Here is a 14,557-nt window from a genome sequence, read left to right on the forward strand (position 1 = left end):
GATGAAACGGTGGCAGGGAGCCCGCCGAAGTGCAGAAACGCTTCCCGGTGAGTGGGAGCACCCCTGTGCGCCTTTTTGGTAGTGGGGGCTACCAAAAAGGCGCACGGGGGGCGAAGCCCGTTACTTGCCTTCGGGCCGGGTAAGGAATGCCAGAACGGACGCAACCCAAGCGTCGCGGGCCTCGATCATCGTCCAGTGTCCGCAGTTGGGGAAGATGTGAACTTCGCCGTTGGGGATGTCGCGCATCGGCAGGATCGCCATGTCCACGGGGCTGACGCGGTCGTCGCGTCCCCAGGTCAACAGCGTCGGCGCCTTGATCTTGTTCAACTGCGCCCAGTACGGCACGGCGGTCGACGCAGCAGCAGCCGCGCCCATAGCTGCCATGGCCTTGCTGCTGTACATACGGCGGGCGATCTCGAGCGTCGTCGGCTCGGTGGCGAGGGCCCAACGCTCTTCGATGAGCTGCTCGGTGACAACGGCACGGTCGAAGACCATCGAATGCAACCAACGGACCAGAGCTTCGCGGGTGGGATTGTCGGTGAACTCCATGAGGAGTTTGATGCCTTCACCGGGGCCGGGAGAGAAGGTGTTCTTGCCCATGCCGCCGATGGTGACGAGCTTGCTGACCCGATGGGGCTCGTCGATCGCAACCTTGGTGGCGACGATGCCGCCCATGGAGTTACCGATCATGTGGACCGGTCCGAGGCCCAGGCCATCGAGGAACATGCCGACCGATGCCTGCGCCATCATCATCGGATGGTCGGGGCCGGGATCGCTGACGCCGAATCCGGGAAACTCGAGAACGTAGCAGTGGAAGTGCTCCGCGAAGTCCGCGAGAACGCCGCGGTAGTTACGCCAACCGGTGACTCCAGGGCCCGATCCGTGCAGCAGCAGGAGCGGCGGGCCGTCGCCGGCTTCGTGGTACCGGAGCACACCGAGATCGGTCTGCAGTTCCTTCAGGGTTCCCTCGTAGCTCAGTTCAGTCGTCATGGTCCGAACGGTGCCATCAGTACCGCTGAGCTGCTATGACTCGTCCCGATCAGCGAGACAAGTCGATCAAAATACGTCAGATCCAGTGGTCGGACGACGCTGCCAGCAGGCGATCCATCGTCTCCGCGGAGAACGTATTGGTCGGAACAGGAGGGGTTTTGCGGCCACGGCGGGGAGCGCCCAGTTCGGGGTACAGCGTGCGGGAGACCTCGCGAGCCGCGTCGACGACCAGCGGAGCAACTCGCTCGAGCTGAGCGGTCCGCATGTCCCCACACAACGCGATGCTGCCGACAGGACCCTCGTGTCCGCGAATTGCCGACGCCACACAAGCGACCCCACGCGCCGACTCACCGCGCTCGAAGGCCAGTCCCCGACGCTGACGGATCCGGTTCAGTTCCTGATGGAGCACCGCGACGTCGGTGATCGTGTTCTCGGTGCAGCGGGGAAGAGCCGACCCGAACAGAGCGTCGACACGCTCGGGGTCGATCCACGCCAGCATCGCCTTGCCTCCGGCCGTCGAATGGGCGAGTACTCGGCCGCCGACGCGGGACGGCAGCGCCGCGGCGAACCGCCCGCCGACCTTGTCGAGGTAGACACTCTCGCGCCCGTCGAGCACCGACAGATGAACAACCATGCCGGTCTGCAGGTGCAACTCGTGCAGAAGCGGCGCTGCGGCTTCGCGGATCTGGCTGTGGCCGCCGTCGCCACCACCGAGGCCGAGTGCACGGCGCCCGAGACAGTAGCCGAACGACGCGTGATCAACCCAGTCCAGTTTGACGAGCTGATCGAGAATGCGGTGGACGGTGGACCGCGGCAACTGAGTGCGGCACGCGACCTCTTCCAGCGTCAGCCGTGCGGCGCGGCCGTCGAAGGCGTCGAGAATCAGTGTCATCCGCTCGACCATCGACGGCGGCAGATCCTTCTTGGGTAGCCCGGCGGCGGTCTGGACGGTGGACAGTGTGTCGTTCATGTCAACGATGGTCATGGACGCCTCCCGAAAACTGGAATTGATTCTACCGACTATAACCCAGGTCACAGTTTCTGGAAAGTGAATCAACCTTTTCGATCCCGATCAGCGGTAATTCACCTGCCGCCGCGTGTGCGGGAGGGCTATAAACGCCCGATGCACCTGGGAATCGTCACGCCGGTCCTGATTCAGCACCCGAGCACACGTTCGGAGTGGGAGGCGAGCGCTGACATCGGTGAGATTGCCACAATTGCTGCCGCGGCGGATCGACTCGGTTTCCACCATCTGACCTGCAGTGAACACGTGGCGGTTCCAGAAGAGATCGCCACCGAACGTGGCGGAACCTATTGGGATCCGCTCGCCACCCTCGGTTTTCTCGCCGCACGTACGTCACGAATCCTGCTGGCGACGCAGGTGCTGGTGCTGGGCTATCACCACCCCCTCGAGATCGCCAAGCGCTACGGAACGCTGGATCGCGTCAGCAACGGACGCCTGATACTCGGACTCGGAGTGGGAACTCTGAAACAAGAATTCGATCTCGTAAATGCTCCATTCACCGATCGAGGAGCGCGTGCCGACGACGCTTTGGCCGCCCTTCGGGCATCGCTGTCGACGCCGACTCCGGAGTATCACGGCGAGTTCTACGACTACTCCGGATTTGTCGTCGAACCTCATGCCGTCCAGAAACGTGTGCCCCTTTGGATCGGCGGCCGGACCAAGAGATCGTTGCGCCGGGCCACCACACACGGCGACGGATGGGTCCCGTTCGGGCTGAGATTCTCCGAACTGAAGGAAATGCTGGGCGCCACGACGCTCCCCGACGGATTCGACGTCGTCCTCCCCGCCGGCGCTCCGCTCGATCCCCTCGGCGATCCCGAGTCCACGCTTCGCGCCCTGACTCGCGTCCGCGACGCCGGGGCGACCATAGCCAGTTGCTCGGTCGGCGCTCGAAGCGCCGAACACTACTGCGAACAACTCGAAGAACTTCACCGAATCGCCCTCGCCGAGGGCTTCTCTTTCACCACTTCCTGATTCGCCGATAATCCAATGCAAAGGACGTACCGATGACTGACTCGACCGCCCTGATCGAATCCCTGCTCGCCCGAGTGGAATTGCTCGAGGACAAGCTCGCGATCACCGAACTGCTGACCACGTACAGCCCCGCCGTCGACAGCGGATCAGCCGACGAGGTTGCGAACCTGTGGCTCGAGGACGGTGTCTACGACGTCGACACCGGCGCGATGCACGGCCGCGGCGAACTGCGGGCCATGGTTCACAGCGCCTCTCACCAGAACTGGATCATGAACGGCGCGGCGCACATGATGACGCCCGCGCACATCCGCATCGACGGCAACAAGGCCGTCGCTACCTGCCATTCACAGTTGGTCATCAAGGATCCCGAGAACCCGACTGGATTCAAGGTCCTCCGCATCACCGCAAACCGTTGGGAGCTGATCAAGACAGACAGCGAGTGGAAGGTCGAGTTGCGCACCAACGCTCTCCTCGACGGCCGACCCGAGGCTCGCGCCCTGCTGGCTGCCGGAGTCACAGCCTGACCCCTGTGCGCGGTTAGAGAGTCTCTGCGGTCACTAACCGCGCACAGCGGTTGAAAGTTTGGCTCCCCGAACTCTATAGTTCACATATTCGAACCGGCAGGTCCGAGTACGTGCGACCAGGAGACCGATGAGCACCAGCACGCAAGAACCGACGACTCCGCGCCGACGACCTACGGGGAGATCCATCGCCCTGCTCGGTCCGGCGTTCGTCGCGGCCATCGCGTACGTCGATCCGGGCAACGTCGCCGCCAACCTCACCGCCGGCGCGAAGTACGGCTACCTCCTCATCTGGGTGCTGGTACTCGCCAACGCGATGGCCGTCCTGGTGCAGTACCTGTCCGCGAAGCTCGGACTGGTCTCCGGCCGATCCCTGCCCGAAATGCTGGGTCAGCGCCTGCGTAAGAACAACCGTCGCGCGTTCTGGCTCCAGGCCGAGATGATGGCGATCGCAACCGACGTGGCAGAGGTCATCGGCGGCGCCATCGCACTCAACCTGCTCTTCAACGTCCCGCTCTTCCTCGGCGGACTGATCACCGGATGCGTGTCGATGGTGATCCTGACAATCCAAAGTCGGCGCGGGCAGCGCACTTTCGAGTTCGTGGTCATGGGATTGCTGGCCATCATCACGATCGGCTTCCTGACCGGGCTCGCCTTCACCGACGTATCCGGCAGCGAAGCCGTCGCCGGACTGGTCCCCCGCTTCGAAGGAACCGAGACCGTACTGCTCGCCGCCAGTATGCTCGGCGCCACGGTCATGCCCCACGCGATCTACCTTCACTCCGCATTGGCACGAGATCGCCACGGCCACATCAAACCTGGGCCACGATTGCAGCGACTACTCAAGGTCACGCGTTGGGATGTTGTCGTCGCGTTGATCATCGCCGGTGGCGTGAACATCGGCATGCTGCTCCTGGCGGCGTCCGCGCTGCGCGGAGTACCCGGCACCGACACCATCGACGGCGCGCATGCCGCGATCGAGAATTCGCTCGGCCCGGGTGTTGCCGTCGTCTTCGCGATCGGACTCCTCGCATCCGGACTCGCATCGACCTCCGTGGGGTGCGCGGCCGGCGCCGAGATCATGCATGGTCTTCTGGCCATTCGCATTCCGGTGATCACACGCCGAATCGTCACTCTGATCCCGGCGCTGATCGTTCTCGCACTCGGCGTCGATCCGACTCTCGCACTCGTACTCAGCCAGGTGGTCTTGAGCCTGTGCATCCCCTTCGCGATCATCCCACTGGTGCGTATGACCTCGGACCCCGAACTCATGGGCGACGCGCGCAATGCCCCGCTCACGACCGTCGCGGCATGGGTTGCGGCGGGCATGATCGTTGCGCTCAACGTCGCTCTGCTGGTTCTGACGGTGACAGGCTAGAGCGCCAGAGCCACCCAACGCGTCCCTCACAAACGCGCTGAATGACTCCGGCCGGACTAGGAGGCTTGCTCGGCGAGAGTGGCCTTTGCCCAGCGATAGTCGGCCTTTCCGCTGGGTGAACGCCTGATCGACGGCACACTGACAACAGTGCGCGGCACCTTGTACCGAGCAACTTGCGACGCGCAATGCTCACCGATCTCGGCAGCGTCCGGGACGTCGAAGCCTTCGCGGGTCGTGATGACCGCAGCGACGCGCTCACCGAACTTCGCATCCGGAATACCCGCGACCAGAGCGTCGAGCACGGCCGGGTGACTCTTGAGTGCCTGCTCGACCTCTTCCGGGTACACCTTCTCCCCGCCGGTGTTGATGCACTGAGAACCCCGTCCCAGCAGGACGATCGAGCCGTCGGCTTCCACACGCCCGACGTCGCCGAGTACCGACATCCGCACTCCGTCGATCACCGGGAACGTAGCCGCGGTCTTGACCGGATCATTGAAGTAGCCGACCGGCACGTGACCACTGCGAGCGATGTACCCGGTCTCGGCAGATCCCGGCTCGAGCGGCCGCATCCGTTCGTCCACGACGCGGGTCTCGTCGCGAGCGGCGATGCGCATCAGGCCGTCTTCGCCGATCTCGAGATTGCCGTCGACGCCCGACTCGGAGGAGCCGAATCCGTCGCGAATCACCAGGTTCGGAAGTATGGACTTGAGCTGCTCGCGCAGTGAGAGCGAGAACAACGCTCCGCCCGACGAAATCATTCCGACTGTACTGAGGTCGTAATCTGCTGCGTTCGAAGCCAGTTCGTCTGCGAGCGGACGAGCCATCGCATCTCCGACGACAGTGATGGAGACGGCCTTCTCACTCCCGGCGAGCTGCAGCGTCGCCTTCGCGTCGAACCGCGCCATGAGAATTGCGTTGGCACCCATGAAGAATCCGGTGAACAGCGAGTACGACGCCGCGCCGTGCATCAGGGGTGCGGTGCTGAGCATGTTCATCGCGGGAACGTTCGGCACCGCGGCGAACAGAGCTTCGGCAGTCGTATGCGGCGGACCGAACGGGTTTCCGCCGGTGAGCGCCGCGAAGTAGAAGTCTTCATGACGCCACATGACGCCCTTGGGCATTCCCGTCGTGCCGCCGGTGTAGATGACAAACAGGTCGTCGTTGCTGCGAGGCGCGAAGTCTCGAGTAGCGGGTTGCTCCGCTGCAGCGTCGGCATATCGAACGACGTCGACGCCTTCGATGTCGCGGACCGCCGACTCGCCGACGACAACGACGTGCTTGATGCCCGACACGGCCGGGAGAACCGTCTCTACGACGGGAACGAACTCCTCGTCCACGATCAGCGCTACCGACTGCGAATCGTTGTACAGGTAGGTCAGTTCGGCGTCGACGTAGCGATAGTTGACGTTGATCGGGACCGCGCGGATCTTGAGGCACCCGAGCAAACTTTCGACGAACTCGATGCTGTTGCGCATGTGCAGAGCAACGTGATCGCCCGGCCCGACACCGACACTCGCCAGGTGGCGGGCGATGCGATTCGAGCCCTCGTCCAGCTCGACGTATGTGCGACGACGGCCATCGCACACAAGCGCCGTGCGGTCCGGAATCAGATCCGAGATGCCCTCGTACAGATCTGCCAAATTCAGTGACACTGCTGGTGCCTTCCTTGATGTCCGGCCCGGTGAATTCGGGGCCGACCGTACTGCGTTTTCGGTGAGAACTACCCGACCCTGGAACCGACGAATGCGGCCAAGAACCGAGCAGATTCGCCCGTCGCGCCACCAGAAGTCGCGAATGCCGACCCCGCCGTGAGGATCTCCGACGACGGTGTCGGATGGGCGAAATTCTGAGTGTCGAAAACCATGGTGACTCCGGGCAGGATCGGTGGTGACGCAAACGCGTACGCGGTGGGATCGCCGCGTCGCCCCAAGGTGGCATGCCCCGCTCGTGACCCAGATCACCGCTCCCGCTGAGTGAGACTGTCCCTCAGATGGCCAGGATTGTGTTCAAAACTAGAACTAATTCTGATTTTATTCGGATGATTTTTTCGGAACGGCAACCGAACTCTCGACTTCAAATTAGAATGAATACTAATTTTGCTGAACCTACCGCCAGACCGGATCGAAGGAGCACGACATGACGCAATCACTGAGCTTGGAAGGCAAAGTTGCCGCCGTCACCGGCGCCGGTGCCGGGCTGGGTCGCGCCGAGGCACTCGGACTCGCCGCCGCCGGCGCAGCCGTCATCGTCAACGACATGGGTGCAGCGGCCAACGACGTGGTCGACGAGATCAAGGCCGCAGGTGGACAGGCACTCGCCATCACGGGCGACGTCTCCGACTGGTCGCTCGGCGGGCGCATCATCGAAGAAGCTGTCAAGAACTTCGGATCCTTCGACATCCTCGTCAACAACGCAGGCATCCTGCGCGACAAGATGATCTTCAACCTGACCGAATCCGACTGGGACGACGTCATCCGCGTGCACCTCAAGGGTCACGCCGCCACCTCGCACGCAGCCGCAGTCCACTGGCGCGCAGCCAGCAAGGCAGCCGACGCACCGGTCTACGGCCGCATCATCAACACCTCTTCCGAGGCCTTCCTCTTCGGCAGCGCCGGACAGCCCAACTACTCGGCAGCCAAGGCCGGTATCACCGCTCTGACGCTCTCGAGCGCATCAGGCCTCTCCCGCTACGGCGTCCGCACCAACGCGATCTGCCCCCGCGCCCGCACCGCGATGACAGCAGAAGCCTTCGGCGAGAACAACACCGGCGTAAGTGGTCTCGATCCGCTGGCACCCGAGCGCGTCGCGACCCTGGTCAGCTACCTCGCATCCCCCGATTCCGACGAGATCAACGGACAGGTTTTCGTCGTCTACGGCAAGATGGTGGCGTTGATGGAAGCACCCAAGGTCGAGAATCGTTTCGACGCAGCCGGATCCGCGTTCACCGTCGAAGAGCTCGGTGGCCAGCTCTCGTCCTACTTCTCAGGCCGCGGACCGTACGAGACCTACGCTGCCTACAGCATCGCCGGCCTCGAAAAGATTGCCCTTGCAGTCGACGAGACCGCGACAGTTTAAGAAGCACCTACGAAGAGGAGCGTTTTCATGAGGTTGAACGGCAAGGTAGCGATCGTCACCGGCGGCGCCGGCGGAATCGGTCGTGCCATCACCCGAGTCTTCGCTCGTGAAGGCGCGAAGGTCCTGTTCGTCGACATCAACGACGAGCAGGGCCAGGCGCTCGAGGAGGAACTGGCCGGGGCCGGCAAGTTCCTGAACGTCGACCTCGCTGCCGCCGGTTCGGCCGAGCAGATCCGTGACGCCGCGCTCGAGGCTTTCGGAAAGCTCGACATCCTGGTGAACAACGCTCACGCGTCCCGGCAGGCCCCGTTGCTCGAAACCACACAGGACATGTTCGACCTGTCCTTCAACACCGGCTTCTACCCTGTCGTCCACCTCATGCAGGCGTGCCACGACGAACTCGCGAAGACCAAGGGTTCGGTCGTCAACTTCGCGTCGGGCTCCGGCCTGGACGGAATGCCCACCCAGACGTCCTACGCGGCGGCCAAGGAAGCTGTGCGCGGCTTGACTCGCGTAGTCGCCAACGAGTGGGCACCAGAAGGCATTCGGGTTAATGTTGTCTGCCCGTTCGCCGCCACCGAAGGCGTCGTCAAGTGGCAGGAGGCCTTCCCCGAGCGCGCAGCCGCATCCGTCGCCAAGGTACCTCTCGGACGCATCGGTGATCCCGAAACCGACATCGCTCCCGTCGTGGTGTTCCTGGCGAGCGAGGACTCCAAGTACATGACAGGTCAGACGCTGATGGCCGACGGCGGCAGCATCAAACTGCGCTGAGTCTCGTTGGGCTCAAACCCAAGGGCGTAGACATATTTCGGTGATCAACCCGTCTTTCTCGGTTGCGATCCTATCGATCGGATAGCCCAAAGTGTTGATCCAGCAGATTGACAAGCCCGAAGATTCATTCGAACGGACGACATGAATTTTCTCCAGAGAATGCAAGGATTCCCGTAAACTACGGGAGGACTGTAACCGCTATGTGCGCGATTCCGAGATTCGTGGACGATTCACGGAGACCAGAACATCTGGTGGATTGGCCAGACCCCAACGGGATGTTGGATACGCTGGGTGCCCCTCACCGCCATCAATCCTGCATCGCGACCGCATGATTAGCCGTGTGGGCTACTCAAACAGGGCGATAGTCGGGACGATCGCCCCCGCCCTCATCCTTCTAGCTGCGGGATGTCAGCCGAATACAGGCTCCCTCTCCGGTTCTGCCGGTAATGGAAACTCGTCTACGCAAACCCCGACAACGACAACGACTTCTACGCCCGATCCTGGGCAGCCCGCAGCTGGAGAGTGGGCGACTGATTCTCTCCATTTTACGATCCCTGAGGGCTCGACCCGTTCGATCGGGCTGACTTGGAATCCCCAAGGCTCCCCAACTGGTGCGCTCGCCGCGAATTTAAGTGGAACGCTTTCCGATATTGCCCTGATCGACGCCGCTGCCGGGGTGGAGTCAGATGCAGGGACCGTGGAGTTTCCCCTCTTGATATCTATGCCCGCTAGCTCACACGATTCCTACAGCGGCGCGGTGCAACTCGCGGATGCACGCGGCCAGATCGGTCCACCGTTGACAATTACAGTGGAAACAGATTTCGCAGACGCATTCCATATTCCTTCGGACTTCACACCCCCATCGATAGAGAGAATAATTACCTTTCAGGACTATCCACAGATCAGCGATGAACTGGTAGTTTGGGTCGATCCGGCAAACAATCCCGATACCGTAATCAGAGAGGTGGCATCATCGACCGGGTCGGTGATTTACGGCGCCGATCCGAGTCTTGGAATCTACGAAATTCGCTTCCAAGATAGAACTCCAGATTATATAGAATCATTGAAACCCTCGATCGAATCTCACCCGGGCGTCATCCAGGTAACAAGCAACTACATAGCCAAACTGGATTCCGTACCTAACGATCCGATGAACAAACCCGTCGGCGATGCTCCGAATCTGGAGTGGGTCAGCGATAACGAAGCAAACTGGGGGCTTCGACAAATCCAAGCCTCTCGAGCGTGGGATCTCCTAGGGAATGGTGGAGACCCCAATGTCATAGTCGGAATAATCGACGCTGGTCCTATATATAGTCGACACGAGGACCTTTCCACGAACATGTCTCGGTCACCGATGAATTCTTACTCAGGCAAGACTGAAGACCACTCCACTCATGTGGCGGGGATCGCCTGCGCCACGGGAAACAACGGTGTTGGGATCACCGGCGCCGCACAGCGGTGCGATTTACGAGATTTCTCGGCCACCCCGACCAACGGCATTATGCCTCTCAATTATCTTGTTCGTAACATGACTTCCGCGGCGAAGGCAGGCGCAAAAGTCGTTAACATAAGCTGGGGTTTTGCACCATTTGAGTACTTCTCCGGCCCTGACGACTACGATTGCGCAGCCGATGCCTTTGGCGACCGGAGAGGTCGCGATGAGATCAGGAGAAGCCTTGCATCGATAGTCCGAGATTCACCGGACACGCTATGGGTCGCCTCCGCAGGAAACGAATGCGCTGATGCCGTCAACCACTTCCCCGCAGCGCTCGCTGCAGATCCGGACCCTACCGTAGCTGATCGAGTTGTCAGTGTCGGCGCTACCACCCGTGATTCCGATTGGGCGCCATACTCCAATTTCGGCGAGGCGGTCACCATTGTTGCACCGGGAGGTACGGTAGACGGTCCTGCTGAAGACCAAGTTCTCAGCACGGTTTCAAGGTGTAAAATCAACCTATCAACATGGTTTCAGAGAGTATGCGAGTCCACCTATCGTTCCGACGCGGGCACATCAATGGCTGCACCCTACGTCACAGGCACCGTCGCACTGGCATTGAGCGCATATCCCAATGCTCGACCAGAACGTGTAAAACAATGCTTGGAAGATGATTCATCAACCGACAGTATTGAGATTAGTTCACCGCGCAGCGGAGACCCTGCTGTACATCTTCTCAGCGCACATTCCACAATCAGCTGCATACTTCAATATGAACTGAACATCCCCGGGGCCGACAGTTACATCACAGCGGTTACTGTCGACCCATTTGGAAATATTTTTGTCGGCGACGAAACCGGAAATATCTTCACGGCAAGTTCTAAAGGAAAGGACTGGCATCGACTGATTTCGGTCGACCCTTCGACACCATCGCAAAAAATTCTTCGCGACTTGGCGGTAGACAATGAAAATAACTTATCCGTTCTATCAACAGACGGTCGATATGGATTCGAAATACGAACATATCAAGAAGGAGAGACAGTACCGTTTCGAACGATTTCTTTCCCCAATTGGGGCTGGGACGGAAATAGCGTATACCTCGGAGTCGACCCCCTCGGAAATATCTATATGACATACGGACCTGCCAGAGGCATATTTAAGATACCGGCCGAATCGACGTCAGCGACGTATCGTCCAACCGACCTGACTCAAAATCTAATTCGCATGGACACAAAATACCCTGATTCAACTGTCGAATCAGGTGCAGTATTCAACGAAGGGCAAGACCTCTTCGCTTCCATCTCGAACGAACTCGAGGGAACCATTGTTCGGATTTCGGCGGGATCCAACATTGACGACTCCCAACCCTACCTTACGCGTGGCAGTTTCATTGGAAATATGGCCATCGACAAAAAGGGAACACTCGCCGCAATATCTTATCTAGGTAACTCTTTCGCGAGGACGGACCCTACGATCATCCTTATCCCACAAGATGATGAATCAACTATTGAAGTATCTGTTCCAAACCTCCATATGATGGCCGATCTTGCATTTACAGCAAATAGCGAGATAATTGTTGTCGACGCCGGGCGTCTGATACTGATGGACTCACGATTGCTGAAACCGAGATGACCCAAGCGGAAGTCAAACCACCTTCGCCCAAATTCAGTTCTTCTCGGTGGGCTCAGCTCACCGAGAAGAGCTTGGCAGCGTTGTCGTGCACAACGGCTCGCAACCACTCGTCACCGAGATCGAAGCGCGTAACCGCTTGCAAGGCGGCGAGATACGGGTACGGGATGTTCGGGAAGTCGCTACCGAACAGAATCCGGTCCTGCATGTCGACGAGCCGAGAAACATCGGCCTTCGGGAAGGCGCACTGCTCTTCCGTGAAGTCGGTGAACGCCATGGTCGTATCCAGGCGGACGTTGCCGTAAGCCTCTGCAAGATCGAGGAATTCGCTGTACTCGGGCATCCCCATGTGCGCGACGATCAACGGCAGGCGCGGGTACCGTGCCAGCAGCGAAGCGATGCGATCGGGCCCCGTGTACTCCCCCGGAGCCGGTCCCGAACCACAGTGAATCACGATGGGCGTCTCGGAGTCCTCGAGCTGACCCCAGACCTTGTCGAGCAGAGGATCGTTCGGATCGTAGTTGCCGACCTGGATGTGGGACTTGAAGATTCGCGCCCCGGACTCCAACGCCTTCCCTACGTACGACGCCGCCGACTCCTCGGGATAGAACGTGGCCGTGTGCAGGCAATCAGGTGTTTGCGCGGCAAATTCGACGGCCCACTGGTTGAGCCATTCGGCCATCGCGTGCTTGTGGGGGTAGATCATCGACGTGAAAGCCCGGACGCCGAACTCGCGGAGACGGTGTACCCGTTCCTCCTCGGCAAGTCGGTAGGCGATGGGCCATGGTCGACCGATCATCGGTCCCGCGGAATCGAAGTAGCCCCACACCTTGTCCATGACGCTCTTCGGCATGAAATGGGTATGGACGTCGATCACACCCGGAACACCCAAATCGCGCCAGAAAGCCCGAACCTCGGCAATCTCTTCCGGTCCGGTCGATGGGACCTCTTCGGTACACACGTCTGACACCCCTTTCGTTCGCTCGACCATACCGAGTGCCGTCGCGCTCACCGGGACAGGTCGTTGACGGCCTGACCCGAGCACCCGAATGTGAACCCATATTGCCGATCACTGTTGGAGGTTGAATGTCTCAGACCGAGTCCGAAGTGGAGTCGATCAGTGCCGTCGAGGAACTGCTCGCCATCGAGGAAATCAAGCGTGTCTTCGCCGCGCGCCTACGCTGTATGGACACCAAGCAGTGGCACGTCTACCCAACCCTGCACACCTCAGACGTCGTCAGCGAGACGTGGGGCGGACTCCCGACAGACAAGCAACCCAAGACCGGTGACACCTCGAACCAGGTAGTGGGAATCGACAAGCTCACCGCAGCAATTCGGAACATGCTCGACGGCGACATCCCCCTCACCACAGCGCACCACGCACACACCCCCGAAATTGTGCTCACCTCGCCCACCACCGCAACTGGTATCTGGGCGATGGAGGACATGTTGTGGTGGAACGACGGCGAGAAAGAGCTGCATCTGCACGGCTACGGCCACTACCACGAGGAATACCGCAAAGAAGACGGCAAGTGGCTGATCAGCTACCGAACCCTCACCAGGCTCCGTGTCGACCAGGACCCCGGATTCTTCCGATTCATGAAAGCGCTGTGACGAAGTGACCAACCCGCTGTTCCAACCGCTCCGCATCCGTTCGCTCGAACTGTCCAACCGAATAGTCATGTCGCCGATGACGCGCACGTACTCCATCGAGGGCGTGCCCGGCCGCGACGTTGCCGACTACTACCGCCGACGCGCTGAGGGCGGCACCGGGTTGATCGTCACCGAAGGCGTCGCGATCGATCACGAGACTGCTGTCGATCACGCCAACGTCCCCAACCTCCACACCTCCGCTGCGCAGGCTGGATGGCGCAAGGTCGTCGACGACGTGCACGCTGCGGGCGGCAAGATCGTGCCTCAGCTCTGGCACGTCGGACCGCTGTGGGGCGCGATGACGCAGATGGACCCGTCACTCAAGCCGATGCGCCCCTCCGGTGAATGGGGCCCGCTCGGCGTCACCTCGTACTCCGCTGCCTACGTCGAGCGCGCGCAGGCTAGCACCGAGGCGATGACCGAGCAGGACATCCAAGACGTCATCGACGCCTATGTCCGCAGCGCGAAGCACGCTGTCGAACTCGGCTTCGACGGTATCGCGATCCACGGCGGTCACGGCTACCTCCTCGATTCCTTCTTCTGGGAGGGCACCAACCAGCGCAATGACGCGTGGGGCGGCGACCTGGAGCGTCGTACCAAGTTCCCGGCCGCCGTCGTCGCTGCAATCCGCGCGGCAATCGGCCCGGATCTGCCGATCATCTACCGTTTCTCGCAGCACAAGCAGCAGGATTTCACCGCGAAGATCGCGGAAACTCCCGAGGAGTTGGGTGTCATCCTGGGTGCGCTGGTCGACGCCGGAGTGGACGTCCTCGACGCCAGCATCAGGCGTTTCGACGTCCCGGCCTTCGAAGGCAGCGACCTCTCACTGGCCGGTTGGGCAAAGAAGCTGACCGGTGCCGTCACGATGGCCGTCGGTAGCGTCGGGATCGGAAAGTCACTGCGCGACAGTCGCATCGAAGGCGTCGCACCTGTCGTGGACAACATCCCGCAACTCGAGGAGCGCATCGGCAGTGGTGAGTTCGATCTGATCGCGATCGGCCGTCTCCATCTCGCCGATCCTGCGTTGGCGACGACCCTGCGCGCGGGCGGTCCGCTGCCGGCTTTCGATCGAGCGGTGCATGAGGGCAGCTTGATCTAGGGGCTCC

General features: G+C 60.9%; 13 protein-coding genes. 8 read left to right on the forward strand and 5 right to left on the reverse strand.

The features are described from left to right. Nucleotides 1-120: 120 nt before the first annotated feature. Complete coding sequence (locus tag ACWF6P_RS08130; protein WP_019745379.1) at nt 121-990, reverse strand: alpha/beta fold hydrolase; 870 nt, start codon at nt 988-990, stop codon at nt 121-123. A 76-nt stretch (nt 991-1,066) separates the two neighbouring features. Beyond that, nucleotides 1,067-1,975, reverse strand: a complete 909-nt coding sequence (locus ACWF6P_RS08135; protein ID WP_378446850.1) for an IclR family transcriptional regulator — start codon at nt 1,973-1,975, stop codon at nt 1,067-1,069. Between the two features lie 138 nt (nt 1,976-2,113). Between ACWF6P_RS08135 and ACWF6P_RS08140 the strand changes: the two genes are divergently transcribed. The 3 genes from ACWF6P_RS08140 to ACWF6P_RS08150 all read left to right on the forward strand — a co-directional run bounded on the left by ACWF6P_RS08140 (nt 2,114) and on the right by ACWF6P_RS08150 (nt 4,888). Continuing rightward, nucleotides 2,114-2,989, forward strand: coding sequence for a TIGR03619 family F420-dependent LLM class oxidoreductase (locus ACWF6P_RS08140; RefSeq protein WP_452620675.1), 876 nt, complete (start codon nt 2,114-2,116; stop codon nt 2,987-2,989). A 32-nt stretch (nt 2,990-3,021) separates the two neighbouring features. Then, on the forward strand, nt 3,022-3,513 hold the full coding sequence (locus tag ACWF6P_RS08145; protein ID WP_452620676.1) for a nuclear transport factor 2 family protein: 492 nt from the start codon (nt 3,022-3,024) through the stop codon (nt 3,511-3,513). Nucleotides 3,514-3,640: 127 nt separating this feature from the next. Beyond that, complete coding sequence (locus ACWF6P_RS08150) at nt 3,641-4,888, forward strand: Nramp family divalent metal transporter (protein ID WP_452620677.1); 1,248 nt, start codon at nt 3,641-3,643, stop codon at nt 4,886-4,888. Between the two features lie 56 nt (nt 4,889-4,944). Here ACWF6P_RS08150 and ACWF6P_RS08155 read toward each other — a convergent pair whose 3' ends face one another. Both ACWF6P_RS08155 and ACWF6P_RS08160 read right to left on the reverse strand, forming a co-directional pair. Further along, complete coding sequence (locus tag ACWF6P_RS08155) at nt 4,945-6,540, reverse strand: acyl-CoA synthetase (RefSeq protein ID WP_452620678.1); 1,596 nt, start codon at nt 6,538-6,540, stop codon at nt 4,945-4,947. 68 nt (nt 6,541-6,608) lie between these two features. After that, the gene (locus ACWF6P_RS08160; protein WP_452620679.1) at nt 6,609-6,752 is read right to left on the reverse strand and encodes a hypothetical protein; all 144 of its coding nucleotides are present in this window, start codon (nt 6,750-6,752) and stop codon (nt 6,609-6,611) included. Nucleotides 6,753-7,024: 272 nt separating this feature from the next. Between ACWF6P_RS08160 and ACWF6P_RS08165 the strand changes: the two genes are divergently transcribed. The 3 genes from ACWF6P_RS08165 to ACWF6P_RS08175 all read left to right on the forward strand — a co-directional run bounded on the left by ACWF6P_RS08165 (nt 7,025) and on the right by ACWF6P_RS08175 (nt 11,801). Continuing rightward, nucleotides 7,025-7,963 carry a 3-oxoacyl-ACP reductase gene (locus ACWF6P_RS08165; protein ID WP_378446855.1) on the forward strand — a complete coding sequence of 313 codons (939 nt, stop codon included), beginning with the start codon at nt 7,025-7,027 and terminating at the stop codon, nt 7,961-7,963. 27 nt (nt 7,964-7,990) lie between these two features. Beyond that, nucleotides 7,991-8,734 (forward strand): SDR family NAD(P)-dependent oxidoreductase, encoded by a 744-nt coding sequence (locus ACWF6P_RS08170; RefSeq protein ID WP_283302923.1) that lies wholly within the window; start codon nt 7,991-7,993, stop codon nt 8,732-8,734. A 340-nt stretch (nt 8,735-9,074) separates the two neighbouring features. After that, nucleotides 9,075-11,801: a S8 family serine peptidase gene (locus ACWF6P_RS08175; protein WP_452620680.1), complete on the forward strand. Its 2,727-nt coding sequence runs from the start codon at nt 9,075-9,077 to the stop codon at nt 11,799-11,801. 52 nt (nt 11,802-11,853) lie between these two features. Here the strand turns inward: ACWF6P_RS08175 and ACWF6P_RS08180 are convergent, their stop codons facing one another. Then, the gene (locus ACWF6P_RS08180) at nt 11,854-12,759 is read right to left on the reverse strand and encodes an amidohydrolase family protein (RefSeq protein WP_452620681.1); all 906 of its coding nucleotides are present in this window, start codon (nt 12,757-12,759) and stop codon (nt 11,854-11,856) included. Between the two features lie 125 nt (nt 12,760-12,884). On the opposite strand from ACWF6P_RS08180, the gene ACWF6P_RS08185 reads away from it, so the two are divergent. Together ACWF6P_RS08185 and ACWF6P_RS08190 are read left to right on the forward strand one after the other, a co-directional pair. After that, nucleotides 12,885-13,412 carry a nuclear transport factor 2 family protein gene (locus tag ACWF6P_RS08185; RefSeq protein WP_378446857.1) on the forward strand — a complete coding sequence of 176 codons (528 nt, stop codon included), beginning with the start codon at nt 12,885-12,887 and terminating at the stop codon, nt 13,410-13,412. Nucleotides 13,413-13,416: 4 nt separating this feature from the next. Then, nucleotides 13,417-14,550 carry an oxidoreductase gene (locus ACWF6P_RS08190; protein ID WP_452620682.1) on the forward strand — a complete coding sequence of 378 codons (1,134 nt, stop codon included), beginning with the start codon at nt 13,417-13,419 and terminating at the stop codon, nt 14,548-14,550. The last annotated feature ends 7 nt before the right edge of the window (nt 14,551-14,557 follow it).

This window comes from Rhodococcus sp. NPDC055024 (assembly GCF_053608585.1).

Excerpts from the sequence above, each read along its gene's own strand:
- ACWF6P_RS08130 (WP_019745379.1), bottom strand. The coding sequence starts at position 990 with ATGACGACTGAACTGAGCTACGAGGGAACCCTGAAGGAACTGCAGACC.
- ACWF6P_RS08135 (WP_378446850.1), bottom strand. The coding sequence starts at position 1,975 with ATGACCATCGTTGACATGAACGACACACTGTCCACCGTCCAGACCGCC.
- ACWF6P_RS08140 (WP_452620675.1), top strand. The coding sequence starts at position 2,114 with ATGCACCTGGGAATCGTCACGCCGGTCCTGATTCAGCACCCGAGCACA.
- ACWF6P_RS08145 (WP_452620676.1), top strand. The coding sequence starts at position 3,022 with ATGACTGACTCGACCGCCCTGATCGAATCCCTGCTCGCCCGAGTGGAA.
- ACWF6P_RS08150 (WP_452620677.1), top strand. The coding sequence starts at position 3,641 with ATGAGCACCAGCACGCAAGAACCGACGACTCCGCGCCGACGACCTACG.
- ACWF6P_RS08160 (WP_452620679.1), bottom strand. The coding sequence starts at position 6,752 with ATGGTTTTCGACACTCAGAATTTCGCCCATCCGACACCGTCGTCGGAG.
- ACWF6P_RS08165 (WP_378446855.1), top strand. The coding sequence starts at position 7,025 with ATGACGCAATCACTGAGCTTGGAAGGCAAAGTTGCCGCCGTCACCGGC.
- ACWF6P_RS08170 (WP_283302923.1), top strand. The coding sequence starts at position 7,991 with ATGAGGTTGAACGGCAAGGTAGCGATCGTCACCGGCGGCGCCGGCGGA.
- ACWF6P_RS08185 (WP_378446857.1), top strand. The coding sequence starts at position 12,885 with ATGTCTCAGACCGAGTCCGAAGTGGAGTCGATCAGTGCCGTCGAGGAA.